General features: G+C 69.8%; 18 protein-coding genes and 2 rRNA genes. 10 read left to right on the plus strand and 10 right to left on the minus strand.

All coding sequences use genetic code 11. From position 1 onward, the window contains the following. Positions 1-35: 35 nt before the first annotated feature. The 3 genes from AB0K25_RS22420 to AB0K25_RS22430 form a co-directional block, all read right to left on the minus strand. Positions 36-2,213 (minus strand): DUF262 domain-containing protein, encoded by a 2,178-nt coding sequence (locus AB0K25_RS22420; RefSeq protein WP_363822434.1) that lies wholly within the window; start codon positions 2,211-2,213, stop codon positions 36-38. Between the two features lie 35 nt (positions 2,214-2,248). Further along, complete coding sequence (locus tag AB0K25_RS22425) at positions 2,249-3,382, minus strand: hypothetical protein (protein WP_363822437.1); 1,134 nt, start codon at positions 3,380-3,382, stop codon at positions 2,249-2,251. 92 nt (positions 3,383-3,474) lie between these two features. Next, entirely contained in the window at positions 3,475-5,439 is a 1,965-nt protein-coding gene (locus AB0K25_RS22430; RefSeq protein ID WP_363822440.1) for a class I SAM-dependent DNA methyltransferase, read from the minus strand. A 645-nt stretch (positions 5,440-6,084) separates the two neighbouring features. Here AB0K25_RS22430 and AB0K25_RS22435 point away from each other — a divergent pair. Further along, positions 6,085-6,486 carry a hypothetical protein gene (locus tag AB0K25_RS22435; protein WP_219462177.1) on the plus strand — a complete coding sequence of 134 codons (402 nt, stop codon included), beginning with the start codon at positions 6,085-6,087 and terminating at the stop codon, positions 6,484-6,486. A gap of 46 nt (positions 6,487-6,532) precedes the next feature. Here AB0K25_RS22435 and AB0K25_RS22440 read toward each other — a convergent pair whose 3' ends face one another. Beyond that, positions 6,533-8,497 carry an N-6 DNA methylase gene (locus tag AB0K25_RS22440; RefSeq protein WP_363822443.1) on the minus strand — a complete coding sequence of 655 codons (1,965 nt, stop codon included), beginning with the start codon at positions 8,495-8,497 and terminating at the stop codon, positions 6,533-6,535. Between the two features lie 106 nt (positions 8,498-8,603). Here AB0K25_RS22440 and AB0K25_RS22445 point away from each other — a divergent pair, with 106 nt between their 5' ends. Next, positions 8,604-10,364, plus strand: coding sequence for a DUF6119 family protein (locus tag AB0K25_RS22445; RefSeq protein ID WP_357538358.1), 1,761 nt, complete (start codon positions 8,604-8,606; stop codon positions 10,362-10,364). A 178-nt stretch (positions 10,365-10,542) separates the two neighbouring features. Here AB0K25_RS22445 and AB0K25_RS22450 read toward each other — a convergent pair whose 3' ends face one another. Further along, entirely contained in the window at positions 10,543-11,181 is a 639-nt protein-coding gene (locus AB0K25_RS22450; protein ID WP_219462182.1) for a DJ-1/PfpI family protein, read from the minus strand. 120 nt (positions 11,182-11,301) lie between these two features. Here AB0K25_RS22450 and AB0K25_RS22455 point away from each other — a divergent pair, with 120 nt between their 5' ends. Then, entirely contained in the window at positions 11,302-12,255 is a 954-nt protein-coding gene (locus tag AB0K25_RS22455) for a helix-turn-helix domain-containing protein (RefSeq protein WP_357538355.1), read from the plus strand. Positions 12,256-12,432: 177 nt separating this feature from the next. Here AB0K25_RS22455 and AB0K25_RS22460 read toward each other — a convergent pair whose 3' ends face one another. Then, complete coding sequence (locus AB0K25_RS22460) at positions 12,433-13,308, minus strand: LysR family transcriptional regulator ArgP (RefSeq protein WP_363822447.1); 876 nt, start codon at positions 13,306-13,308, stop codon at positions 12,433-12,435. Positions 13,309-13,377: 69 nt separating this feature from the next. Here AB0K25_RS22460 and AB0K25_RS22465 point away from each other — a divergent pair, with 69 nt between their 5' ends. The 7 genes from AB0K25_RS22465 to AB0K25_RS22495 all read left to right on the plus strand — a co-directional run bounded on the left by AB0K25_RS22465 (position 13,378) and on the right by AB0K25_RS22495 (position 22,542). Then, positions 13,378-13,971: a LysE/ArgO family amino acid transporter gene (locus AB0K25_RS22465; protein WP_357538351.1), complete on the plus strand. Its 594-nt coding sequence runs from the start codon at positions 13,378-13,380 to the stop codon at positions 13,969-13,971. Between the two features lie 83 nt (positions 13,972-14,054). Then, positions 14,055-15,428 (plus strand): M23 family metallopeptidase, encoded by a 1,374-nt coding sequence (locus tag AB0K25_RS22470; RefSeq protein WP_363822450.1) that lies wholly within the window; start codon positions 14,055-14,057, stop codon positions 15,426-15,428. Between the two features lie 374 nt (positions 15,429-15,802). Beyond that, positions 15,803-18,400: a class III lanthionine synthetase LanKC gene (lanKC, locus tag AB0K25_RS22475; protein ID WP_363822453.1), complete on the plus strand. Its 2,598-nt coding sequence runs from the start codon at positions 15,803-15,805 to the stop codon at positions 18,398-18,400. Between the two features lie 69 nt (positions 18,401-18,469). After that, positions 18,470-18,589 (plus strand): SapB/AmfS family lanthipeptide, encoded by a 120-nt coding sequence (locus AB0K25_RS22480; protein WP_088647629.1) that lies wholly within the window; start codon positions 18,470-18,472, stop codon positions 18,587-18,589. Between the two features lie 77 nt (positions 18,590-18,666). Continuing rightward, entirely contained in the window at positions 18,667-18,786 is a 120-nt protein-coding gene (locus tag AB0K25_RS22485; RefSeq protein ID WP_067312693.1) for a SapB/AmfS family lanthipeptide, read from the plus strand. A gap of 70 nt (positions 18,787-18,856) precedes the next feature. Continuing rightward, positions 18,857-20,524 carry an ABC transporter ATP-binding protein gene (locus AB0K25_RS22490; RefSeq protein WP_363822456.1) on the plus strand — a complete coding sequence of 556 codons (1,668 nt, stop codon included), beginning with the start codon at positions 18,857-18,859 and terminating at the stop codon, positions 20,522-20,524. Further along, entirely contained in the window at positions 20,521-22,542 is a 2,022-nt protein-coding gene (locus AB0K25_RS22495) for an ABC transporter ATP-binding protein (RefSeq protein ID WP_363822459.1), read from the plus strand. Before AB0K25_RS22490 ends, AB0K25_RS22495 begins: the two co-directional genes overlap by 4 nt. Positions 22,543-22,618: 76 nt before the next feature. Here the strand turns inward: AB0K25_RS22495 and AB0K25_RS22500 are convergent, their stop codons facing one another. The 4 genes from AB0K25_RS22500 to AB0K25_RS22515 form a co-directional block, all read right to left on the minus strand. Further along, on the minus strand, positions 22,619-23,359 hold the full coding sequence (locus AB0K25_RS22500) for a response regulator transcription factor (RefSeq protein ID WP_255597586.1): 741 nt from the start codon (positions 23,357-23,359) through the stop codon (positions 22,619-22,621). A 110-nt stretch (positions 23,360-23,469) separates the two neighbouring features. Then, complete coding sequence (locus AB0K25_RS22505) at positions 23,470-24,141, minus strand: response regulator transcription factor (protein WP_363822462.1); 672 nt, start codon at positions 24,139-24,141, stop codon at positions 23,470-23,472. A 274-nt stretch (positions 24,142-24,415) separates the two neighbouring features. Next, positions 24,416-24,532: ribosomal RNA gene (gene rrf, locus AB0K25_RS22510) — 5S ribosomal RNA — on the minus strand. 100 nt (positions 24,533-24,632) lie between these two features. After that, positions 24,633-24,732 (minus strand): 23S ribosomal RNA (locus tag AB0K25_RS22515); the annotation flags it as partial.

Consider the following 24,732-nt stretch of genomic DNA (forward strand, 5'->3'; position numbering starts at 1 on the left):
ATAGAATTTCCGCCGCGCACAAAGCATTACGGCCCCTACATCACCCCCTGCCCATCAAGAATACCGCTTTCGAGGGCAGCCCTTCGGATAGATGCCATCGAAGTAATCGAACCTCCCTCCTGGACGCTCCAGAATGTCCAGCCGTTGCAAGACGAGCCGCCAAGCGCCGCGCTACCAGCCGTCGAGAGCGAATCAAACGGACGTCCGTCATCTAGGACGACCCTTCCCTCTCTTGTTACCCGGGCCTCATACCGCTGCCCGCCTCGTACTCCAAAAATGGACGCCTCCTCCGCTATGAACCCTGCCCGCAAGAGCTGCGCCATCGAGACTTTATAATTGGCCCGCCGCCGGCGCCTCTGCGGTGGTACGACCACTGCCGGCTCCTCGAAGCCAAGCCGCGAAGGGTCCCAGATCAGATCACAAAGCTTCCTGTAAAGCTGTGATCGTTGCCTGATACTCTCCACATCGAAACCATCAGGGTATGGCTTAAAATCTTCAGAAAGACCGGACCGCTTCACGAAATTCAGGAAACCCGGGTCACGGAAGTAGGTATCGGGATGCAAAGAGGCCGCCAGCAACACGCGCTGCCGATAGTGATTCAACTTGCTCGCGTAGGGATCAGCGCCGAAACTCGCGTTATCCGGCTTCGAAAGCAGCAGCAAACCGCCAATCTTGTTCCGCCATTGCTGAAACTTGCTTTCATTTGGAACATCGGAGCTCTGATGCCGCTCAAACTTATTTGCCCAGATATGCTCAACCTCCCAGGGAAACTCTAAACCAATCCCAAGATATGTTTTTATATCATTTCCTCGACCACTGCCAACCTGGACGAACGAAGTCATTCTCGCAAGAAGATATCTCAAATGCGACTTCTTATCCTGATAGACAACCGAGGGCACTGCACCGAAGTCGAATTCGAGCGCAGCAACCTCCTGCCCCAGCAACCTGCGCAACTCATCGACGCTCGAGGTCGCACGAACTCTAGGAAGCAGACGCTCGACCTCTTCCCGGAAGTCTCCAGGCTGGACTGGTTTGTTATTTACAAACCAGCGGACATGCAAGAGGTCAAGGTACCTAGCAATCAGCCTACATTTTTCATTGAAGTCATATTCGGTATCGGTCGGCTGAAGGGTCGACATGATCAAAAGCAGCTGAGAATCTATGCCATTCGAATGATTGAAAAAAAGCTCCTCAAGCCCATCAATCAACTCAAGAGATGCCGCCATCGCGGTCGCATAAAAGCGAGAGAGAGGAACCATTAGATCCGTTATAAAGACCCGAAAATCCTCGCCCCTGCGCCGAAGGCCCAGGAGTTCGCAATTCTCTCTGACCCACTCATGGAAAGCGTTTTCGATACGCTTTGGATCCTCCCCCTCAAGGGAGGAGAACCTTGCAAGCAGAAGCTCTTTAAAGAAGTCGCTGGGAACGTGGTGACCAAATTGGCTTAAACGAGTCAGCATATCTCGCCAGACAACATTTAGTTCGGTATGCTGCTCATGGGCGTTAGATAGAAGAAAGCTCTTCAATAGATCGAGAGGCGTAAGCCTCGCCCCTCGATCATTCATGGTTTCGAAGATCTCCCAGCCATGGTCCCGATCAAAGGCGGAAATCTCAACCATGAAGACCCGATCCAGCAGCCAATCGGCAAAGAATGGGAGTGCATCATCTCGGAGGTCGTCCGGAAAGTCCTCTGTTAGCTCGTTCCCACGTGCCCACAGATTCCGAACGGAGACCGGAGTGTCAGCGCGAATCTCATACTCACTACCCTGCCTGAGCCTTTCCAGACACATGTCACGCTCAGGGACACTGATAGTGTATTGACGACGCCCTACAGCATAAGTACTGACCAATTGGCCAACCATGTCAGCAGCATCGCCTTCACCTTGCTCAGCAAGTAGTCGCTGCAGGTGAATTAGGAGCAAGTGCAAAGTCGTGAATCGTTGCTGACCGTCCACCAGGTTCCGAACCGGCCCAGCGGGATAACACACAAATGACCCCAGGAAGTAGGGCCGATACTCTAATACTCTGGTCCGGTCATGGTCTGGTCGCCACTGACTTAGAAATCGCCGGGATAGATCCACTAGCAGTTCTTGGACGTGACCGCGCTCCCATGAATACTCACGCTGGTAGTGCTCGAGGCCATACCTCTTACCAAAGAGCTCACGAAGGCTATACCCGCGCCCATCGATTCCCTGCGGTTGGACCTCGGACATTCTTCCCCTGTCTACTGATAGATAAACGCTACCGGTTACTTTACTAAGGCAGTGACCAAGGCACGGAATCCCTCATCGAGCAACACAACTTGCCTCCGGAAGGCAGTACGCAGTTGCTCAAGCTGGTCCATCTGCATGTGCAATTCTCTTACGATCTCTCGCTGCCACCGAATGCTTGGCAAAGGAACAGCGAAGTCGAGGATCTTTGAACTACTGGTTGAGGCAAGGTTCGTCGTCTTCGTCCCCGTAATTTCGAAATAGTGCCTGGCGTATGCCGTCCGCGTTAGAAGTGCAAGGTAGTCGGCATCAAGAACCGCAGCATTCGGCCTCACCGCGAAAACGTGATTCTGATGAAGACAGTCGGCTACCTGACCCTTCCACACCGCCCCCCGCCCGAGCTTATCAAGGTCCCCCCCTTCCGTCATCAACACATCGCCGATCTGCAGTTTGTAGCGTTGCGCCACCAAGCGAGGAAGTGTCACTTCCGCGAGAGAATCTAGAACTAGGTGCCCGGACTGCACGTTAGCCACGCGAAGATAGGGCCGTGTGACAAGTTCGCCCGCGAGCGCCCGAGAAGCATCGATAGTGACCCCGGACTGAATCGTGCTTACTCGTCTAAGCGGAACAAGCTGCGCCCCTGAAGAGCTCTTCGGCAGCCCGTCCCGCAAGCTTAACTTTGGCGTAAGTACAGCAGATAAGTGACTAAATACTCGCTCACCAAGAAGCGCAACTTGACGCAATCTAGCTTTCTTTGCAGCGCCAATTAATGATGCCTCGGCATCAAGTCGATCCGCAATGCTACGCTGCACCTCCAATTTCGGAACATTAATGACGAAGTTCCGCACAAACTCCTCATCGACCCTTTTTTGCCCCGCCACGCCATACATAGAACCTTCACCAAGCCGCAAAAAAGGGTCGCTCTTTGTAACGTAACTTAGATATCTAGCTTCAACTTCCGTTGTCGGCCTAAGGACGTGTAGCTCGGTTGTGCCAGCACCAACGCCGTTCCGGAGCTTCGATATCAGCACGGAACGACCCGCCTCGAATGTTGGCGTTATTTTTGGAAGCAAAACGTCACCGTCTTGGAAGCGCGTGTAACCGTAGAGGACCTCGCTCTTGGCCTTGACTCGCCTCGTGTCAAGCCGATCATCAGGCCAGATGGCTTCCATCGGCAAAAACGTGAGATCCGACGTATTCGGAAGCTTGTCAAACCTTGGGCACGGTGGGTTTACATGCACCACATGTCTGAGGCGGACCTTCGTCATCTCGCCGTCACCTCACCAAGCAGGGATTGGACTTCCGCTTCCAACGATTTAATCTCGGCGTCGATCTCGGAGAGCGGTCGAAGTGGCTGGTAGACGTAGAAGTGGCGCGTGAACGGGATCTCGTAGCCGATCTTGGTCTTAGATTCGTCAACCCAGGCATCGGGGACGTGCGGCAGGACCTCGCGTTTGAGGTAGTCGTGGATGTCCTCGTCGAGCGGCACGCTCTCGTTGTCGCGCAGGTCGGTGTCCGGCAGCGGCCTGCCCTTGCGGTCGGTCTGCACCTCCCCCTCCGGGTCGCTGACCGAGAACGCATCCCAGACCGCCTTCTCCACCGCCGCCGGCAGCTTCCCGAGCCCGTTGAGCTGCATCGCGAACTCGGCGCGCGTCGCGGACGACGTACCGATGAGGGACCTGGCCCCGGCGAGCAGCGACTCGCGGTCGGCGTACTTGAGGACGGCCCGCGCCTCGGCGAGCAGGGCGACCGTCTCGTCGGTGACCTCGAAGCGCAGCCGCAGCGGGCGTTCGACGGTGATCCGCTGGTAGCCGAAGTCGGTGGTGGCGAAGACCTTCACCTTGGCGTGCTGCGGGTGCTCCGGATCGTCGGCGATGGTCAGCGCGTCCACGTAGGCCCGGGTCAGCTCGGCGATGTGGTCGTCGGTAAGCATCTTGCGTTTGTCGCCGAGGCTCTTGCGCATCTTGGTCCAGTAGTCGCGGCCGTCGAGCAGCACCACCTTGCGGCGGCGGGACGCGTCCTTGCGGTTGGTGAGGATCCAGAAGTACGTGGAGATGCCGGTGTTGTAGAAGAGCTGGTCGGGCAGGGCCACGATGCCTTCGAGCAGGTCGTTCTCCAGGATCCAGCGGCGGATCTCCGACTCCCCCGACCCGGCCGCACCGGTGAACAACGGCGAACCGTTGAACACGATCGCCAGGCGGCTACCGCCGTCCTCGGGGCGCTTCATCTTCGAGATCATGTGCTGGAGGAACAGCAACGAACCGTCGTTGATCCGGGGCAGCCCGGCACCGAAGCGACCCGCGTGACCCCGGGCGTGCTCGGCCTTGACGTAGTTCTCGACCTTCTTCCACTCCACCCCGAACGGCGGGTTGGCCAGCATGTAGTCGAAGCGCTCGCCGTCGTGGCCGTCCTGGCTGAACGAGTTGCCGAACGCGATCTTCGTCGGGTCGCCACCCTTGAGCATCATGTCCGAACGGCAGATCGCGTACGTCTCCCCGTTCAGCTCCTGCCCGTACACCTCGACCGTGGCGTGCGCGTTGTGCGCCTCGATGTGCTCCTGCGCCTCGCTGAGCATCCCACCGGTGCCACACGCCGGGTCGTAGACCTTGCGGACGATGCCCGGGGTGACCAGGTCGTCCTCGTCGGGGGCCAGCAGCAGGTTCACCATCAACCGGATGACCTCGCGGGGGGTGAAGTGCTCACCGGCGGTCTCGTTGCTGATCTCGGAGAACCGGCGCACCAGCTCCTCGAAGACGTAACCCATCTGGTGGTTGGACACCACGTCCGGGTGCAGGTCGATGTCGGCGAACTTCGCCACCACCTGATAGAGCAGCCCCGCCTCGGCCAGCCGGCCGATCTGGGTGTCGAAGCCGTACTTCTCCAACACGTCCACCGCACCGGGCGAGAACCCACCGATGTAGGCGCGCAGGTTCAACGCCACATGGTCCTGGTCACCGAGCAACCGACGGAACGACATCTCACTGGTGTTGTAGAACGACAACCCCGCCGCCCGCCGCAACACCGGATCCACGTTCTGCACACCCGACGCCCTGAGCTGCCGGTGCCGGTCGAGCACCGCGTCCTTCGTCGGCGCCAACACGCAGTCGAGCCGACGCAGCACGGTCAACGGCAGGATCACCCGACCGTACTCGGACTGCTTGTAGTCGCCCCGCAGCAGATCCGCCACCGACCAGATGAAGTTCGCCAACTCTTGGTGCTTGGTGCTCACCAGGTTCCTTTCGATTGCTCTGAGTCAAGAATTATGGCTGTCGGGCTCACCCGACGTGCTCCCCCACCCGGTGACGATGATCAACCAGGCGTCATCGGGCGATGACCGACGGGTGGCCGACCTTCGTCCGGATCGTCGGGATGGGGTGGCGTGTGCCGATCTCCACCCCTGCTGAGGGGGTTGCCCGGTGCGATCCGCCTGATCTGCCAGGTTCGCGCCGGAGACCCCGACCCGCTGAACCGGGGTCGGATATCCGACGGCGCGTCGCCCGCAGCGGCGGCCGCCCCGCCCCGGGGAGCCTGGCCATCCTCGCTCCCCGTCACGATCCACATCCTCCGCACCCGCGCAGCGCTCAGCAGCCTTCGCGCATCGTAGCCGTTGACAGGGTTCACAGAGGATGCTGGCCACGGACGTCGCCCTCCCTCCGGTCGTGATGACGTATGCGCAGGTGAATGCCCTGATCAAATAGTCGGCTGTCCATGATTGGACAGCTTCAACCCTGGCCTGACCTGGTTCGGGCTGCCTACCGTTTAGCTCATAAAGGGGCATTGATCAGATTCAACCGGCAAGTTGCTTCTGATCACCAAATTTACCCCTTTACCACCACGCTGCCGCATCGCTGCGGCGCCACCCGAAGGAGGCACCATGTCCACCGAGTCCGCCAAGAAAGCCGACCAGCCCGCCCCGAGCGACAGTGACATCGCCGAGGCCGCCGCGCTCCTGGTCCCCGCCACCACAGCCGGCATGCCGCCGACCGCGCAGCTCTTCTGGGCTGTGGTCGCGGCCAACGGGGTCCTGAACCGTGGCTTCGGGGTGGTCTCGTCCACCCGCGTCGCCGTGGGGCAGTACCAGGTGGTCTTCAGCCACGACGTGACCCGCTCCGCGTACGTGGGGAGCATCGGCCTGACCGGTTCCGTCGGGGCCTCGCCCAGCGGCGAGATCGCGGTGGTCGGCCGGTTCGGCGTGCCGAACGGCGTGTTCGTCCAGACGTTCACCTCGGCGGGAGTGGCCGCCGACCGGGCGTTCCACCTGACGATCTCGTCGTGACGCCAGCGCAACCAGGTCCCCGTCACCTCCGGGTGGCGGGGACCGCTCACGTCGGTCGGATCGCACCCCGGGCCAGCCCGTCGGCGGTGAGCTGCACCAGTTCCGCCCCCAGCGTCGCCGCCAGCCGCAGCGCCCGCTCGAAGTCGTCCAGCCGCCGGGCCGCCTCGCCGTATGCCTGCTGCTCCGGCAGACCCAGCCGACGCACCGACGCCCGCCGGATGTCGAACCGCAGTGTCCCGGACAGGCTCGACGCCTGCTTCTCGTTGGCCGACGTGCGCAACTGCCCGGCCAGGAACCACGGGTCCAGCGCCCCCGGATCGGGCCGCAACAGATAGAGGTTGCGCCCCAGCAGCGTCCCCGTCGTGGTGATCACCCGCGCGGTGAGCTGCTGGGCGACCACCGGCACCACCACGTCCCCCACCTCGATGGGGATCTGCTGGCCGTACCGGTCGTCGATCCGGCCGGAGGCCTGCGCACCGGCGAGCACGTCCCCGACGGTGAGCACGGGCGGCCCGTCCGGGGCCGGCTCCGACACACCGGCCCGCACCGGTCCGAGCAGGTGCAGCGCGCCGGCCCGGAGCAGCTCCCCGACGGTGAGGAACTGCCCGGCCGTCCCGTCCGGTGCGGGGGTGGCCGGCGGCATCAGCGCCGGCAGTGCGGCGACGACGGCGGCCAGCCGCTCCCGGGTGCGTGTCAACTGCTCCCCCGAAACCTCGCTGCCGACGGCCGGTTGCCGGCGCGCGGGCGTCAGGTCCACCTCGTCGTCGAGCAGCTCGATCACCGGGATCGTGCGGGCGAAACCGGCCTGGTCGACCTCGGCGTCCGGCATGGCGTCGAAGGCCCGCCACACGCCCAGCACCCGGGGGGCGGTCTCGGCGAGGTCGCCGCCGGCCGCGTCAACCAGCAGCATCCGGGCCGGGGGTGGCGCGTCCGTCGCGGCCCGCCGCAGCACCCACAGGTGCAGCGGTACGCCGTGCGACCCGGCCACCCCCGGCGGGAGCGCGATCACCGCACGTAGGTGGCCTCGGCGCAGGAGTTCGCTACGGATGCGTTTGCCGGCCCGGCGGCTGGCCACCGTGGGCGGCATCAACAGCACCGCGTGCCCGCCGACCCGCAGGTGCGCCAGGGCGTGCTGCACCCAGGCCAGCTCCGGTTCGGTACGCGGGGTGGTGCCGACGATCCAGCGAGGGTCGTGGCCCAGCTCGTCGTCGCCCCAGTTGGTGGCCCCGAACGGGGGGTGGCAGACGACGGCGTCGACCGGCTGGCCGGCGAACGCGTCGGCGCGCAGCGAGTCACCGATGCGCACCTCTCCGGGCACGTCCCGCAGGGCCAACCACAGTCCGGCGAGCGCGGCGAGGTCCGTGTCGATCTCCTGCCCGTAGGCGGCGGCACAGCCGGCGCGGGCGGCGGCCCGCAGGGTGGCCCCGGAGCCGACGGCCGGGTCGAGGACACTGCCGCCATCCACGGCGGCGAGCCCGACCATCAGGTCGGCCAGGTCGTCCGGGGTGGCGAGGGGCCGGCCGGGGCCGGGGCCGGAGAACCGCTGCCACAGCTCGTCGAAGGCGTCCGGTGCGCCCCGGTCGTCAGCGAGGGCGTCGAGGTCGGCCAGCAGCGCGGCGGGAAGCGAGTCCGCGGACGGTAGGGCGGCGGACCAAGGGCCGGCGGGCGGCACCGCATCGGGCTGCGGGTCGGTGGGAGGCGGGGTGGTCTCCCGGGGAGGGCGGTGGCGGGCGAGCAGTCTCGCGCCGACGGCGGCGAGGGCGGCGGCCGGGGAGTCGCCGGCCGCCGCGAGGTGTCGCCAGAGCCGCTCGGCGGTGTCGAGTTCGGGCAGCTTGCCCTGGCCGCGCAGCCACTGCTCGACCTCGATCAGGTCGAACTCGGGGCTGGCCGCGGAGCCACCCACCGGGGCGGGGAAGTCGGGGTGCCGCTTGCGCCAGTTGCTGACGGCGGCCCGGCCGACCCCGGCGAGCCGGGCGATCTCCGCTGCCGTCACGGTCGGTGTCTCCTGCATCTTCGCATGATGCCACAGCAGTCAAACATCTTGTCCGTTGACAGTGTTCACGGATAATGTGAACATGTTCCCCGCAACACCCCGCACCACGAGGAGGAGTTCGAAGATGCGTCACGCCCAGCACCACCGGATGACCGGACCGACCACCCGCCCCGGTGCCCGGGACGACTCCCGCCGACCCGGCAACACCCAGCCTCCCCTCTTCGCGCACCCGGTGCCCGCACCACCGCCGGGGACCTACCTGACGACCGTCTACCGACTCCGGGTCGATCCGACCGCCGCCGGCCTGACCCGGGCGCTCAACCGTCAGTACCTGGTGGACAGCGGCTTCCCGGTCAACACCCGGCAGGTCGCCGGAGCGCCCGCCCTGCTGGTGCACGGCACCGTGCCCCGACCCCGCGCCGACTGGTGCGACGTCCTCACCGCACTCACCGGCCGCGAGGTCGACCTCGGCCACAGCAGCGGGGGCGGGTTGCTCCTGCTGGCCGTCGACGACCGGGCGTACGCCCTCGCCTACGGCACGCTGGGCCGGCACATGATCGACCAGGGCGTGGTCGACCCGACGTTCGGCGTCTCCTTCGCCGTCCGGGCGCTGCTGCCCAGCGAGATCCGCCAGGTCCGGCGGCGGATGATCGGCACCAGCGGACGGGTGGACCGTAGCCTCGTCCCGGCCGGCCAGCCCATCCGCAAGTTCGGCATCGACAAGTGGGGCGAGATCGTCGGCCAGCTCAGCGGACCGGCCCACAACCCGAACCTGACCGTGTGCCGCCGCACCGGCCGGCCCACCCGGATCGAGGGCGGCGACGCGCTGCGCATCCACCTCGCCGTGCAGCCCACCCGGCTGCTCGCCGACCTGCGGGAGATCGACCGGGTCTGCCGGCAGGAGTTCCCGCTGGCCGACCTGGCCTTCGTCACCCAGATCCGGCCGGTCTCCTCCCGGGACCCCCGGCTGCCCGCGCTCGCCGCCGAGCTGGACGCGCGGCTCGGCCAGCCGGATCCGGCGCAGCTCGGGGTGGCCGTCCCCGGCGGTCTCGTCGACGACATCGAGGCGGTGCGGTCCTACCGGATCCAGGTCCCGAGGTCCGGCCGGCGGACCTCGCTCGTGGCCGAGCTGAACCTGCCGGCCCTGCTGGCCCACACCCGTCGGGTACCCGCCGGTGACCGGTGGTCCGGGCTCCAGCGGGGACGGATCACCCTGCACACCGACGCGGGCGGCGCCGGGGAACCGCTCTCCACGCCGGCCTCCCGCTGGATCACCGCCGAGGTGACGGTCGGCACGAGTCACCTGCTGCTGCACGAGGGCGGCTGGTACGAGATCGGCGACCGGCACCGCGAGTTCCTGCACCAGGAGATCGCCGAGATCCTGGCCCGCCCCTGCGGCATCGCCCTACCAGCGTGGACGCCTGACCTGCCCGACGAGGACGCCTACAACCGGGCCGCCGCCGACCGCGACCCCCGCCTGGTCCTGCTGGACAAGAAGCTGCTCCGCACGGCTCAGCACCGGCGCGGCATCGAGGCCTGCGACCTGCTCGGCCCGGACGGCGAGCTGATCCACGTCAAGCGCGCCTCCGGCAGCTCCCCGCTGAGCCACCTCTTCGCCCAGGGTGCCGCCTCGGTGGACGCCCTGCGTTACGAGACGGACGCCCGGGAGCGGCTGGCCGAGCTGGTCCGCCGGCAGCCCAACGGTCGGGAGATCGGCGGGGACTTCCGCCCCCGCAAAGTGATCTACGCGATCGCCCTGGGCAGCGGCCGGCCAGTCACCGTCGGAACGCTGTTCACCTTCGCCCAGGTGGCGCTCTACCGGGCGGTAAAGGCGCTGCGCACCGAGGACGTCGACGTCGAGGTCGTCGGCATCCCCGCCGCCTGATCCACCTCCCACCTCAAGCCGATCTCACTCAGGAGGCGCGTGATGGGTTCCGACGGCTCTCCCCCCGCTCCGCCGGGTCTCCCCCCGAAGATCATCGGGCCTGGTCCCGGCCTCACCCCGCCGACCGCCGACCCGGGCGAGCTCGACCTACGCGACCGGTGCAGGCGGGGGTCCACACCTACCGGCCGGCGGCACGCCACACGGTGCCGCGTCGCTCGTAGGCGAAGAGGGTCTCCACGGCGTGCGCGACCCGGGGGCCGAACTCCCGTTCCAGGATGTGCAGGCCAAGGTCCAGGCCGGAGGTGACGCCGCCCGAGGTGACGAGGTCGCCGTCGTCGACGACCCGCGCCGGCACCGCGTGCACGCCGGTGGCGTCGAGCGCGTCCATGCCGAGGTGGTGGGTCACCGCGTGGCGGCCCTCGATCAGGCCGGCCATGGCCAGGGCGAGCGACCCGCCGCAGACGGCCGCCACCGTCACGTCGGGGTTGTCGAGGGCGGCGCGCAGCGGTACGGCCGCCGAGTCGGCGAACCGGGACAGCAGCACGGGAATCGTCGCCACGCCCTCGTCGGGGTCGCCGGTGGTGGGTCCGCTGGCACCGGGCACCACGACGTAGCCGGGCCGGGCCGGGTCCAGCCGGGCGGTCGCTCGCAGCGTCAGGCCGCGGGTGCCACCGACCACCTCCCGGGGGCCCTCGACCGAGACGAGTTCCACCGTCAGGGCACTCCCGGCGGCATCGGCGCCGGCGGCCAGGACCTCGAAGGGCGCGATGACATCGAGCGGGTCGAACCCGTCGAACAACACGATCTGGATCGGCATGTCCACGATCCTCGGCCTCGCCGCAGCCGCCGGCCAGTGGCAGGATTGCCATTGCCCGACGGCTTCTTGCCATCCCGCACGTTGCGGGGTGCCCGCCGTCGATCCGAAGGAGGTGCCGCTGTGCACACCGTGCTGGTCCTGGCGCTCCCGGGCACCATCGCGTTCGACCTGGCCACCCCGATCGAGGTGCTGGGCCGGGTGCGGTTGCCGGGCGGCCGGGCCGGCTATCGGGTGCTGGTCTGCGGCAGCGAGCCGGTCGTCGACGCCGGCCCGCTGCGGCTGGCCGTCGACCACGGCCTCGACGCGCTCGCCGACGCCGACACCGTCATCGTGCCGGGCCGCTACGACCCGGCCGCGCCACTGCCCGCTGCGGTGCTGGACGCGCTGCGGGCGGCCGCTGCCGCCGGCGTCCGGATCGCCTCGATCTGCGTGGGCGCGTTCACCCTGGCCGCCGCCGGGTTGCTCGACGGTCGGCGGGCCACCACGCACTGGGCCGCCGCCGAGCGGTTCCAGGCGATGTTCCCTGCCGTCCGGGTGGACCCGGCGGTGCTGTACGTCGACACCGGCCAGTTCGTCACCTCCGCCGGGGCGACCGCAGGCGTGGACATGTGCCTGCACCTGGTCCGCCGTGACCACGGGGCGGCGGTCGCCGCCGACGCGTCCCGGCAGGCCGTGGCCCCGCTGCACCGCGACGGCGGACAGGCGCAGTTCATCGTGCGCCCCGGTGCGGACCCCGCCGGGGTGGGTCTCGGCCCGGTCCTGGAGTGGTTGGAGTCGCACGCGGACGAGCGGCTGACCCTGGCCGACGTGGCCGCCCGGGCCGGGCTCAGCGTGCGGACGCTCAACCGCCGTTTCCACGAGGAGACCGGCCTCACCCCGATGCAGTGGGTCGCGGCCGTGCGTGTCCGCCGGGCGCAGGAGTTGCTGGAACGCACCGACCACGGCGTCGACCGGATCGCCCACCTCGTCGGTTTCGCCTCACCGGCGCACTTCCGGGTCCAGTTCAAGCGGCGCAGTGGAGTGTCACCGCAGGCGTACCGCAGGACTTTCGTCGCCGGGTCGGTGCCCGGCTGAACGGGCGTTCCGCCGGGGACGGCAGGTGGTGCACCGTCACCGCCGGGAGTGACCGGCCCGGGTACACCCGATGCTGTGCCAGCGGCTGGACGACGGTTACGCCGTGTTCGTCGCCAGGCCGGACCGCCCACCAGTCCCGACCGGTACCACGACGCGCCCGCCCATCCTCGGGTCCGGTCAGTACAGCGCGGCGCTGGCGGCAGCCCGGACCGCCGCCGTCAGCGCTGTCAGCGCCGTGGATTCCAGCCGCCAGCACTGCCAGTAGAGCTGCACGTCGAGGTGCCGGCCGGCGGCCAGGTCGACGAGGCGACCGGCGGCGAGGTCGGGCCGGGCGACGGCCTCGGGGAGCAGTCCCCAGCCGAGGCCGAGCCGGATCGCCTCGGTGAAGGCGGCCGTCCCCGGCACGAAGTGTGTCGGCGGGTCGACGTCGCGGCGGGTGAGCGTACGGGCGAAGCGGTGTTGCAGGGTGTCCTTGCGGTCGAAGCGGATCATCGGCGCGGTCGGGAACGCGGTGGCGGGCTCACGGTCGGCGAAGTGCGCCGAGTGGGCGGCGGGTGTGGCGACGGCGAGGTAGCGCAGCGCGCCGAGGCGCAGGACCCGGCAGCCCTGCACGGCGGTGCGTTCGGTGGTGACGGCCGCCATCACGGTGCCGTCGCGCAGCAGTTGCGCGGTGTGCGCCTCGTCGTCGGTGCGCAGGTCGACCAGCACGTCGGGGACGGCGGTCAGGGCCGGTAGGAACCAGCCGGCGAGGGAGTCGGCGTTGACCACGACGGTGACCCGGGTGTGGTCGCGCAGGGCGCCGCGCGCGGCGTCGAGGGCTTCCTGTTCGAGCAGCGCCACCTGCCCACCGAGGCGGATCAGGGGCGCTCCGGCCTCCGTCGGCACACACGGCCGGGTGCGGCGCACGAGGACCTGCCCGACGGCGCGTTCGAGGGCCTTGATGCGCTGGCTGACCGCTGAGGGGGTGACGCGCAGCGCCTGCGCGGCGGCGTCGAAGCTGCCGTGGGTGACGACCGCCCGGAAGGTCGTCAGCTGGACCGGGTCGAGTGACATGAGCAATTCTAATGCTACTGAAGAATCTTTAGCTGGAGTGTGGGAGTAGCCCGCCCTAGCCTGGCCGCCATGGGTTCCGTGCTCGCCGGTTTCGGCTTCTCCCTCGCGCTGATCGTCGCCATCGGGGCGCAGAACGCCTTCGTGCTGCGCCAGGGGCTGCGCCGGGAGCACGTACTCCCGGTGGTGGCGATCTGCGTGGCCGGCGACGCCACACTGATGGCCGCCGGCATCGCCGGCCTGGGGGCGTTGCTCACCGGGACGCCCGCCGTCCTGGCCGCGGTCCGGTGGGGCGGGGTCGCCTTCCTGCTCGGGTACGCGGTGCTGGCCGCCCGCCGCGCCCTGCGCCCGACCACTCTCACCCCGCTGGACCGTCCGCCGGCCACGCTGCGCGCGACACTGCTGGCCTGCCTCGCGTTCACCTTCCTCAACCCGCACGTCTACCTGGACACGGTGGTGCTGCTCGGCACGGTCGCCCATCAGGACCCGAACCGGTGGGCGTTCGGTGCCGGAGCGGTGACGGCGAGCCTGGCCTGGTTCGCCGGGTTGGGGCTCGGTGCCCGCCGGCTGGGTCCGGTGCTCGCCCATCCGGCGGCCTGGCGGGTCATCGACGGGGTGATCGCCGTGATCATGGTGGTCGTCGCCGTCTCGGTCGCCGTCGGCTGAGCGGCGCGGACCCTCCGGACGGGGTTCGGGACCGTAGGATCGACATCCTTCAACCCCACACTCCACTTTGGAGGGAACCGCGCATGACGGGTCCACTCACCCGACTCCTCGCCACCGCCCGGCTGACGCTCGCGACCGCCGGCGTCGCCGTGCTCGCGCTCGCGGGCACCGCCGCCGTCGTGACCACCCCGGCCCAGGCCGCCGGCCCCCGACCGAACTTCCAGATGCCGGTGCCCTGCGGCGAGACCTGGCGGATGGCCACCTACTACGGTCACGACGACTACGACATCGACCTGACCTTCACCGGCGGGGCCAGCAACGGCCGCCCGATCCTCGCCTCCGCCAGCGGCACGGTCTCCTTCGCCGGCTGGGGCAGCAGCGGCGGCTGGTACGTGGTCATCGAACACGGCGACGGCTGGCGGACGCTCTACCTGCACATGATCGAGACCCCGATGGTCGGCGCCGGGCAGTGGGTGTCGACCGGCCAGCAGCTCGGCCGGGTGGGTAGCACCGGCAACTCCACCGGCCCGCACCTGCACTACGAGCAGGTGCGCGACGGCGTCAAGACCGAGTCGTACTTCAACGGCGTGCCCTCCGGCATCACCTCCGACGGCAGCCCGTCCACCGGCCCGCTCTACGTCTCCGGCCCCACCTCGCCGGCCCGGAACATGACCAGCCAGAACTGCGGTCAGGCCGCCAACCGCCAGGTGTACGAGTCCGGCAGCCACAGCGGCTGGCAGATGCTGCCGGTCAACAGCATCACCGGCTCGGCCACCGCGGCCATGGTCATGGGCACCAACAAGCTGCTCTACACGGTCAACGACGGCCGGGTGTACGAGGCGTCCAGCGACACCGGCTGGCGCAACCTGTGGACCGGCATCTCCGGCGTCAGCAACAACGCCCTCGCCGTGATCAACGTGGGCGGCGTCAAGTACATCTACACCGTGGTCGGCGGCTGGGTGCACGAGGCGTCCAGCGCCAACGGCTGGAAGAACCTGAACACCGGCATCTCCGGGGTCAGCAACAACGCCCTCGCCGCCATCAACCACAACGGCGTGAAGATCATCTACACCGTGGTCGGTGGCCTGGTGCACGAGGCGGCCAGCAACAACGGCTGGCGCAACCTGTGGACCGGCATCTCCGGCGTCAGCAACAACGCCCTGGCCGTGATCAGTATGGACGGCGTCAAATACATCTACACGGTCGTCAACGGCCTGGTGCACGAGGCGAACAGCAACAACGGCTGGCGCAACCTGTGGACCGGCATCTCCGGGGTCAACTCCGACGCCCTCGCCGCGATCAGCTTCAACGGCGTGAAGATCATCTACACCGTGGTCGGCGGCCTGGTGCACGAGGCCGCCAGCAACAACGGCTGGCGCAACCTCAACTCCAACGTCCGGGGCACCGCCGTCTCGGCGACCACCGTCAGCGGCGTGAAGGTCCTCTACACCGTCTGACGACACCTCGGCCCGCGACGCAGCCGGGCCACCGACGCCGACCGGGTCGTGGCACGGCCGGCGTACTCCCGCACGGCTCCGCGCGTCGCCCGACCGGCGACGCGCGGAGTCGGCGTGCCCGGGTGGTCAGCACCGACCACGTCGCCCGCAGGGGGCCGGGATCGGGGCAGCCGCCCCGGCACGGCGCTGACCGCCCGGGGGTGTCCACCTGCGCCGCCCCGCAGGTGATGCCGTATTCACGATTTCAAACTCCGCCATTGTCACGAGTTTCCGCCCGGAATCTCACCGCTGGTCGATGACGCATCGCACTGTGCCCGACGGCCCACTGATCGCAGGATTGACATCAACCGATCAGGGGATGGGAGGCAGCCGAGATGGACGACAGATACGACGCGTACTGCGCGGTCGACCCGCTCTTCTACGACTCGTTGTCCAGCGCGAGCGCCACCGCCACCGGCATCGGCTACGCCGCGGACCGCCCGCAGCCGGCGGGCTGGGAGTCCGAGGTCAAGGACGACTGGCTGATCCACGCGCCGGTCGGCGGCACCCTGCCCGCCCAGGGCTGGAAGATCCACGTCTCGGCCCGGTTGGACAACGCCGAGCGGGTGCTGACCCAGGTGATGGACTACTGCCAGCCGCGCGGCATCCCCTTCAAGCACCTGCGCGGCCCCCGGATGCTGCTGATGCGCAACAGCAAGTACGCCCGCCGCGGCGGCAGCGGCAAGTTCGTCACCGTCTACCCGCGCGACGACGCCGAGCTGGAGCTGACCGCCAAGGAGTTGTCGGCGCTGCTCGACGGCGAGCAGGGGCCCTACATCCTCAGCGACCTGCGCTACGGCGACGGCCCGGTCTACCTGCGCTACGGCGGTTTCGCCGCCCGCTACTGCCTCTCACCCGAGGGTCAGGTGGTGCCGGCGATCGCCGACGCCACGGGGACCCTGGTCCCCGACCGCCGCGACCCGGTGTTCCACCTGCCCGACTGGGTGACCCTGCCGGACTTCCTCGCCCCGCACCTGGCCGCCCGCAACGCCGCCAGCACCACCGAGCTGCCCTACCGGATCGAGAAGGTCGTCCACTTCTCCAACGGCGGCGGCCTGTACGAGGCCCGGGACACCCGGACCGACACCCGGGTGGTGCTGAAGGAGGCCCGCCCGCACGCCGGCCTCGACGCCACCGGGGCGGACGCGGTGACCCGGCTGCGCCGGGAGGCCGAGGTGCTGCGCCAACTCGCCGACGTCCCGCACCTGGTCCGGGTGCACGACGAGTTCAGCTTCGGCGGGCACGAGTTCCTGGCCCTGGAGTTCGTCGAGGGCCGCCCGCTCAACCAGGAGGTGGTGCAGCGCTACCCGCTGGTGCACCCCGACGCCGACCGGGCCGGCTACACCCGCTGGGCGCTGGACGTGCACCGGCAGGTCGCCGAGGCGGTCGAGGCCATCCACGCGCACGGCATCGTCTACGGCGACCTGCACATGTTCAACATCATGGTCGGCGACGACGGGGCGGTCACCCTGATCGACTTCGAGGTCGCCGCACCCGCCGCCGAGGCGAGCCGCCCGGCGCTGCGCAACCAGGCGTTCGCCGCGCCCCGCGACCGGGTCGGCCCCGACGTCGACCGGTACGCCCTGGCCTGCCTGCGGCTGGCCCTGTTCCTGCCGCTGACCGCGATGCTGCGGCTGGCCCCGACGAAGGCGGCGCACCTGGCCGACGTGGTGGCCGAGCACTTCCCGGTCGACCGGGCGGTGCTCGACGAAACCGTCGCGGTGATCGTCGGCGACCCACCGACCACCGGCACACCCGACGCGGCGACCCCTCCCGACACGGCCACCCGGGCCCGGCTGGACCCGGACGTGGTGCGCATCGACCCGGACGACTGGCCGGGCCTGCGCGACCGGCTGGTCCGGGCGATCACCGCCAGCGCCACGCCCCAGCGCGACGACCGGCTCTTCCCCGGCGACATCCGGCAGTTCAGCGGCAACGACGGCGGGCTGAACCTCGCCCACGGCGCGGCCGGGGTGCTCTGGGCGCTGCACGCCACCGGCGCCCCCGTCGACCCTCGCCACGTCCGGTGGCTGATCGACCGGGTCCGGGAACCCGCCTCCGGCAGCCGACTCGGCTTCTTCGACGGGCTGCACGGGGTGGCGTACGTGCTGGACCTGCTCGGGCACCGCGACGAGGCCCGCCGGCTGCTCGACCGCTGCCTCGACGAACCGTGGCCGGAACTCGGCAACGACCTGGTCGGTGGGCTGCCCGGCATCGCGCTGAACCTGACCCACTTCGCCGGCCTGACCGGGGAGGAACGCTACGAAGCCGCCGCCCGGCACGCCGTCGACCTGGTCGTCGACCGGCTCGGCGACGTCGACTCGGTGGCCGAGGTCAGCGGCGGCCGGCACCCGTACGCGGGACTGATGCGCGGCGGGGCGGGGGTGGCGCTGATGCTGCTGGGCCGGCACGAACGGGAACCCGACGAGCGGCTACTCGACCACGCCGCCACCGCGCTACGGCAGGACCTGCGCCGGTGCGTCCGCCGCGACGACGGGCACCTCGAGGTCAACGAGGGCTGGCGGACCATGCCGTACCTCGCCGAGGGCAGCGTCGGGGTGGGACTGGTGCTCGACCGCTACCTGCGTCACCGGCCCGACGAGGGCCTCGCCGAGCAGGCCGAGGAGATCCGCCGCTGCGCCGACTTCCCGTTCTACGCCCAGTCCGGACTGTTCGCCGGACGCGCCGGCATCGTGGCCTACCTGGCCGGCCGGGGCGAGCACGAGGTGGCCCACGCCCAAGCCCGGCTGCTGGGTTGGCACGCCCTGCCGTACGCCGAGGGCACCGCCTTCCCCGGCGACCAGTTGCTGCGGCTCTCCATGGACCTGGCCACCGGCACCGCCGGCGTGCTGGCCGCCGTCGCGGCCAGCCGGCCCACCGACCCGGTGCGGTTGCCGCTGCTGGGCCCGACCGACACCACCCCGGCCGACTGACGGCCCACCCGCTCCCCGGGGGTCACCCCGGGGCCACCCGACCCGACACCTGTGGAAAGGAGGAAAGACATGGCCCTGCTCGACCTTCAGGGGATGGAGCTGCCGGCCGCCGAGCGTACCGGCGGCGGAAGCCGGGCGAGTCTGCTGCTCTGCGGCGACAGCTCGCTCAGCGTCACCACCTGCAACTGAGCCGACGGTCGTCGACCCGACGACCCGACGAGGTTCACCACCAGGCACGTCCAATGACGACAGAAAGAGGTAAGACCATGGCTCTGCTCGACCTCCAGGCGATGGAACTGCCGGCCACCGAGCGTACCGGCGGCGGCAGCCAGGCCAGCCTGCTGCTCTGCGGCGACAGCTCGCTCAGCGTCACCACCTGCAACTGATCGACCGGTATCGCATGGCCCCGGACCGGCACCTGCCGGTCCGGGGCCGCGCGGCGTGGGAAGGGGCGCGATGACACCGGACGACCGGCTCCTGCTGCGGGCCGTGCGCGCCGCCGGCTGGTGGACCCCGACGCTTGCCGTGGTCACCGTGGCCGGCACCGCAGCCGAACTGGCCCTGCCGGCCGTGCTGGGACGGGCCGTCGACGCCGCCGTCGGAGCCGCCCCGCAGTCCTCCCCCGGCCGTTGGCTGGCCGCCGTCGCCGCCCTGGTCGCCCTGCTGGTCGTCGTCGGCGTCATCCGCGACTACGGCACCGGCGCGGCCACCGCCCGGTCGGTGGCGCACCTGCGGCACACCCTGGTCCGGCACCTGTTCGCCCTCGACCCGCGCACCGCCGCCCGCCGCCCGGTGGGTGACCTGGCCGGCCGGGTGGTGGGGCAGGTGGCCGACGCCGGGCAGGCCGCGCCCACGGTCGTCACGGCCGCCACCGTGGCGTTGCCGCCGGTGGGCAGCCTGGTGGCGCTCACCCTGATCGACCCGTGGCTCGGCGTCACCTTCGTGCTGGGCCTGCTGCTGCTCGCCCTGCTGCTGCGCGGCTTCGTCGCCGACGCCTCCGCCGCCGTCGCCGGCTACCAGCAGGCCCAGGGCGACCTCGCCGGCCGGCTGGTGGAGACCCTCGCCGGGGCGCGCACCATCGCCGCCGCCGGCACCGGCGAACGGGAGGTCGACCGGGTGCTGACCCCCCTCGCCGCGCTGCACCGGCACGGCGCGCGCACCTGGACGGTGCTGGCCGGGGCGGCGACCCGGGGTGCCGTGCTCAACCCGCTGCTCCAGGTCGCGATCGTCGCCGTCGGTGGGTTGTCGCTGACCGCCGGCCGGCTGACACCCGGAGAACTGCTGGCCGCCATCCAGTACGCCGCGCTCGGTGCCGGCCTCGGCACCGTGGTCGCCGCCCTGAACACCGCCGTCCGGGTACGCGCCGGCTGCCGCCGGGCCGCCGAGGTGCTCGCCGAACCCGCCCGGCCGTACGGCACCCGGGCCCTGCCACCCGGGCCGGGCACCCTGGAACTGCGCGGTGTCACCGTGCGCGACGCCGAGGGCCGGGCCCTGCTCGACCGGGTGGACCTGCGGGTGCCCGGTGGCACCCTGCTGGCCGTCGTGGGTGCCTCGGGTGCGGGCAAGTCCCTGCTCGCCGCCGTCGCCGGCCGGCTGCGCGACCCCGACGACGGCGTGGTGCTCCTGGACGGCGTACCGCTGCCGGAGCTGGCCCCGGCAGCCCTGCACGCCGCGGTGGGTTACGGGTTCGAACGGCCGGTGCTGGTCGGCGACACGGTGGGCGCCGCCGTCGGGGTCGGCGTGGACCCGGTGCCGCTGGCCAGGGCCGCCGCCATCCACGACTTCGTCGAACGGCTGCCCGACCGGTACGGAACCCCGCTGGCCGAGGTCGCCATGTCCGGCGGTGAACGGCAGCGGCTCGGGCTGGCCCGCGCGTTGCGCGCCGAACGGCTGCTCATCCTCGACGACGCCACGTCCAGCCTGGACACCGCCACCGAATACCAGGTGACCCGGGCGCTGACCGGCCCCGGTGACCGGCGTACCCGGGTGGTGGTCAGTCACCGGCTCGGCATGGCCGCCCGCGCGGACCTGGTGGCGTGGGTGGCGGGCGGTCGGGTCCGGGCGGTCGGCCCGCACCCGACGCTGTGGGCCGACCCCGACTACCGGGAGGTGTTCCGGTCGTGAGCACCGTCGTCGGGGTGACCCGGGCCGCGCTGCGGGCCCGGCGGGCGCAGCTGTGGCGGTTGGCCGGCTGGTCGGCGGCGGAGGTGCTCCCGGCGGCCCTGTCCGGGCTGCTGACCGCCCGTGCCGTCGACAGCGGCTTCCTGGCCGGCCGGCCGGACGTCGGGCTGGCCTGGCTGGCCCTGCTGGGGCTGGCGGTGCTGGTCGGCGCGGCCGGCACCCACCGGTCGTACGCGCTGCTCGGGGCCGTGGTCGAGCCGTTCCGCGACGACCTGCTCCGCCGGGTGGTACGCGGCGCGGTCGCCGCTGCGGCCGGCGGCCGGGCCGACAATGCGGCGGTCGCCCGCCTCACCCACCAGGTGGAGCTGGTCCGGGACACCTACGCCGGTCTCCTGATGGTGGTACGCGGTTTCCTGTTCGCGCTCGGCGCCGCCGTGCTCGGTCTGTTCTCGCTGGCCGCCCCGGTTGCCCTGGTGGTGGCGGTGCCGGTGCTGGCCGGTCTCGTCCTGTTCGCCGTGGCACTGCCGGTGATGGTGACCCGGCAACGGGAGTACGTGCAGGCCGACGAGCAGTTGGGCCGGGCCGTGGTGACTGCGGTGACCGGCCACCGTGACGTCGCCGCCAGCGGCGCACGGGACCAGGTCACCGGCTGGGTCGGCGGGTCCGTCGACGCCCAGGCCCGGGTGGAGCGGCGGCTGGCCACCATGGCGGCGACGCGCGGTCTGAGCCTGGCACTGGGCGGCTGGCTGCCCGTTCCGGTGCTGCTGCTGGCCACGCCCTGGCTGGTCCGCCAGGGCCTGGGGCCGGGTGCCGTGCTCGGCGCGCTGGTCTACGTGACGCGCGGGGTGCAGCCGGCGCTGCACAGCCTGGTGCAGGGGGTGGCTGCCGGTGGCCTCCGGTTCGCGGTCACCCTGGACCGGCTGCTACGTACCGCCGCACCGGCGGACACCACACCCCCCGGCACCACCGGCGGCCGGCCCGCCGCGCCACGGCCCGCCGGCCCGGCCGCTGCCGCACCTGCTGTCCCCCCTGACGACTGCCGGCCCGCCGCCGGCCCGCCCGGATGGTCGCCCCCCGGAGCGCGGCGGGCCGCGACGGCGTTGTCGCTGCGTGCGGTGACCTTCCGGTACGGCCCCCACGCCGACCCGGTGCTCGACCACCTCGACCTCGACGTGCCCGTCGGGGACCACCTGGTGATCGTCGGGGCCAGCGGGATCGGCAAGTCGACCCTGGCGGGTCTGATCGCCGGGGTGCTGTATCCGCAGTCCGGCACCATCCACGTCGCAGGGTTGCCGGTGACCGGCGCCACACCGGGAGAGCTGGCCGACCGGCGGGTGCTCATCCCCCAGGAGGCGTATGTCTTCACCGGCACGCTGCGCGACAACCTCGGCTACCTGGCGCCCGGCCTGCCGGACGAGGCGGTCGACCGGGCGGCGGCCCGGCTCGGCCTGACCGGGCTGCTGGCCCGGCTCGGCGGCCACGACGCGCTGCTGTGCCCGGGGAAACTGTCCGCAGGGGAACGCCAGCAGGTCGCGCTGCTGCGGGCCTGGCTCTCCCCCGCCCCGCTGATCATCCTCGACGAGGCCACCTGCCACCTCGACCCGGCGACCGAGGCCCGACTGGAGAGCGTCTTCGCCACCCGCCCGGGGACCCTGGTGGTCATCGCACACCGGGTCAGTTCGGCCCTGCGGGCCCGGCAGGTCCTGCTGCTGGACGGACGGACCGCGCTGCTGGACACCCACGAAGGGTTGCTCACCCGCTCGGCGGCCTACCGCGCCCTGGTCGGCTACGGCGAGACGCAGGACGAGCCGCCGGCGATCGCCACCTGCTGGACGACACCGGACGGCGAGGCGGGGACCGGCCCGGCGTCGAAGCCAGGGACGGAACCGGCCGTAGGGACGGACAGGACGCCCCGCACCGGGACGGTCCGGGGCGCGAGGGTGGCGACGGCTCGGGCCGGGTCGGATGCGACAGCCCGGACCGCAACGGGGTCGACGACCGGAGCGGGGGGTGCCGCGTAGGCCGCCGGTGCCGGGTCGTCACCGGGGGTTGCACCACGCGACGAGGCGGGGCGGGCAACGAGGTAGGGCGGACGGGTCACAGCCAGCCCGACTCGCGGGCGATACGCACCGCCTCCCAACGGGTCCGGGCCCCGGTCTTCGCCATGATCCGCGACAGGTGGTTGCGCACCGTCCCGGTCGACAGCACCAGTCGATCAGCGATCTCCTGGACCGGATGCCCCTCGGCGACCACGTCGAGCACCTCACGCTCCCGATTGGTCAACGGGCTGGCGGCGACCTCCAGGGCGGCGACCACCAGATCCGGATCGAGGACGACCCGGCCCTCGGCGAGCTGGCGCACCCCATCGACGATTCGCCCGGGTGGAACGTCCCGACTGAGGAAGCCGATCCGGTTCCCGTACTCGGCGAGCACCGACCCGAGCCGCCCGGCCCGCCGCTGCTCCACCAGGACCAGCAGGGACCCTACGGGGGTGACCGGAGAAGCAGTGCGTTGCCGCAGGGACGCAGCACCGGCGATGTCCGTGGCCACCGGACCACAACCCGCCGTCACGGTGTCGGCCCGGCCGATGGCCCCCGCTCCGGGACCGGCCATGGGGTCGGCACCGGGGTCGGCAGTCGCCAGGTGGATCAGTTCCGCCACGGTCAGCATGTCGAACTCGATCACGGCCACGTCGGGGCGTTCGGCCCGGACCGCAGCGCGTAGGTGGTGCGGGCTGTCCACCTCGCCGACGATCTGGATGTCGTGCTCGGCCGAGAGCACCTGAGCGAGGGCGCCACGAAGCAGCCCGCCCTGGAGAGCGAGCAGTGTGCGGACCATAAGCAACTCCCGAGATCAAGCAGGTGTTGACGAAATGTGCGCAACCCATGACGCACGGTTGGGAATCTTATTGAACTCGTAACTGAACCGACACCCCTTCTCACGGTTGGTCAGATCCAGCCTGCGTCCTGGGCGCGCAGGACAGCTTCCCAACGATTGCGGGCACCGGTCTTGCCCAGCACCGCCGACAGGTGATTGCGGACGGTGCCGGGGGCCAGATGCAGGTGGGCGGCGATCTCCTTGGTCGACAGACCGCGTGCAGCTGCGGCGGTCACCTGCCGTTCCCGCTCGTTCAACGGGTTGACCGCGGCGTCGAGCGCGGCCAGCGCGGTCACCGGGTCGATCATCCGGTTGCCCTCGGCGACCAGCCGCAGTTGAGCCAGTAGTTCCTGCGGCGGGACGTCCTTGGCGATGATGCCCCGCACCCGCGCCCCGAGCGCCCGCCGCAGCACCCGCGCGGTCCGCCGGGACGTCAACACCACCACGGCGCACTCCGGCACCCTGGCGTGCCACCGTCCGGTGAGGACGGCCGGGTCGTCGATCCCGTCCAGGTCGACCAGGACCACGTGCGGACGACGGGTGACGACCCGATCGGTGACCTGGTGGTCGGGGTCACTCTCCCCCGCCAGCTCGAACCCGGGGGCGGCGGCCAACACCGCTGCCAGCGCGGTACGCAACAGGCCCGGTGGACCCACCACGACGACCCGGATCGTCGACGATTCGGCTTCTGCTGGCCGGCCCGGATCCGACGACGACTGCTTCCGGTTGGTCAGTTCGTCCATCCACTACATCTTCCCGAGACAACGGAAAAAGAGTCATGAATGTCAGAATGACGACGCAATAAAGGTCAACAAAAATGGGGGCGATCTGCATTCGTCGATACGGTCGCAGTATCGTCGGGGCTGCGCAGGCCTGGGCGGATCGCAGAACGCCAGGAACCGCGACTGCTGTTGCCGACCGAAATCGGCAGCAGAGCGGACGGGGCGGCCCGGTGGCGTGTTCGGGGCGTGAAAACAGTTGAGGCCGACCCCGAAGGGTCGGCCTCAACCAAAGATTGTCCGGCGGTGTCCTACTCTCCCACACCCTCCCGAGTGCAGTACCATCGGCGCTGGAGGGCTTAGCTTCCGGGTTCGGAATGTAACCGGGCGTTTCCCCTCCGCCATGACCGCCGTAACACTATGAACATATCAAACAACACACACACCCACACAACACACAGTGGGGGGTTGTTTGGTGTTTGTTCAGAGTTGCACAGTGGACGCGTAGCAGCCTTGTTATCAAGTCCTCGGCCTATTAGTACCGGTCAACTGAACCCGTTACCGGGCTTACATTTCCGGCCTATCAACCCAGTCGTCTAGCTGGGGGCCTTACCC

The sequence above is a fragment of the Micromonospora sp. NPDC049257 genome, from assembly GCF_040678915.1.
GTDB classification, from domain to species: Bacteria; Actinomycetota; Actinomycetes; order Mycobacteriales; family Micromonosporaceae; genus Micromonospora; species Micromonospora antibiotica.

Excerpts from the sequence above, each read along its gene's own strand:
- AB0K25_RS22420 (WP_363822434.1), bottom strand. The coding sequence starts at position 2,213 with ATGTCCGAGGTCCAACCGCAGGGAATCGATGGGCGCGGGTATAGCCTT.
- AB0K25_RS22425 (WP_363822437.1), bottom strand. The coding sequence starts at position 3,382 with ATGGAAGCCATCTGGCCTGATGATCGGCTTGACACGAGGCGAGTCAAG.
- AB0K25_RS22435 (WP_219462177.1), top strand. The coding sequence starts at position 6,085 with ATGTCCACCGAGTCCGCCAAGAAAGCCGACCAGCCCGCCCCGAGCGAC.
- AB0K25_RS22440 (WP_363822443.1), bottom strand. The coding sequence starts at position 8,497 with ATGCAGGAGACACCGACCGTGACGGCAGCGGAGATCGCCCGGCTCGCC.
- AB0K25_RS22445 (WP_357538358.1), top strand. The coding sequence starts at position 8,604 with ATGCGTCACGCCCAGCACCACCGGATGACCGGACCGACCACCCGCCCC.
- AB0K25_RS22450 (WP_219462182.1), bottom strand. The coding sequence starts at position 11,181 with ATGCCGATCCAGATCGTGTTGTTCGACGGGTTCGACCCGCTCGATGTC.
- AB0K25_RS22460 (WP_363822447.1), bottom strand. The coding sequence starts at position 13,308 with ATGTCACTCGACCCGGTCCAGCTGACGACCTTCCGGGCGGTCGTCACC.
- AB0K25_RS22465 (WP_357538351.1), top strand. The coding sequence starts at position 13,378 with ATGGGTTCCGTGCTCGCCGGTTTCGGCTTCTCCCTCGCGCTGATCGTC.
- AB0K25_RS22470 (WP_363822450.1), top strand. The coding sequence starts at position 14,055 with ATGACGGGTCCACTCACCCGACTCCTCGCCACCGCCCGGCTGACGCTC.
- lanKC (WP_363822453.1), top strand. The coding sequence starts at position 15,803 with ATGGACGACAGATACGACGCGTACTGCGCGGTCGACCCGCTCTTCTAC.
- AB0K25_RS22480 (WP_088647629.1), top strand. The coding sequence starts at position 18,470 with ATGGCCCTGCTCGACCTTCAGGGGATGGAGCTGCCGGCCGCCGAGCGT.
- AB0K25_RS22485 (WP_067312693.1), top strand. The coding sequence starts at position 18,667 with ATGGCTCTGCTCGACCTCCAGGCGATGGAACTGCCGGCCACCGAGCGT.
- AB0K25_RS22490 (WP_363822456.1), top strand. The coding sequence starts at position 18,857 with ATGACACCGGACGACCGGCTCCTGCTGCGGGCCGTGCGCGCCGCCGGC.
- AB0K25_RS22500 (WP_255597586.1), bottom strand. The coding sequence starts at position 23,359 with ATGGTCCGCACACTGCTCGCTCTCCAGGGCGGGCTGCTTCGTGGCGCC.
- AB0K25_RS22505 (WP_363822462.1), bottom strand. The coding sequence starts at position 24,141 with ATGGACGAACTGACCAACCGGAAGCAGTCGTCGTCGGATCCGGGCCGG.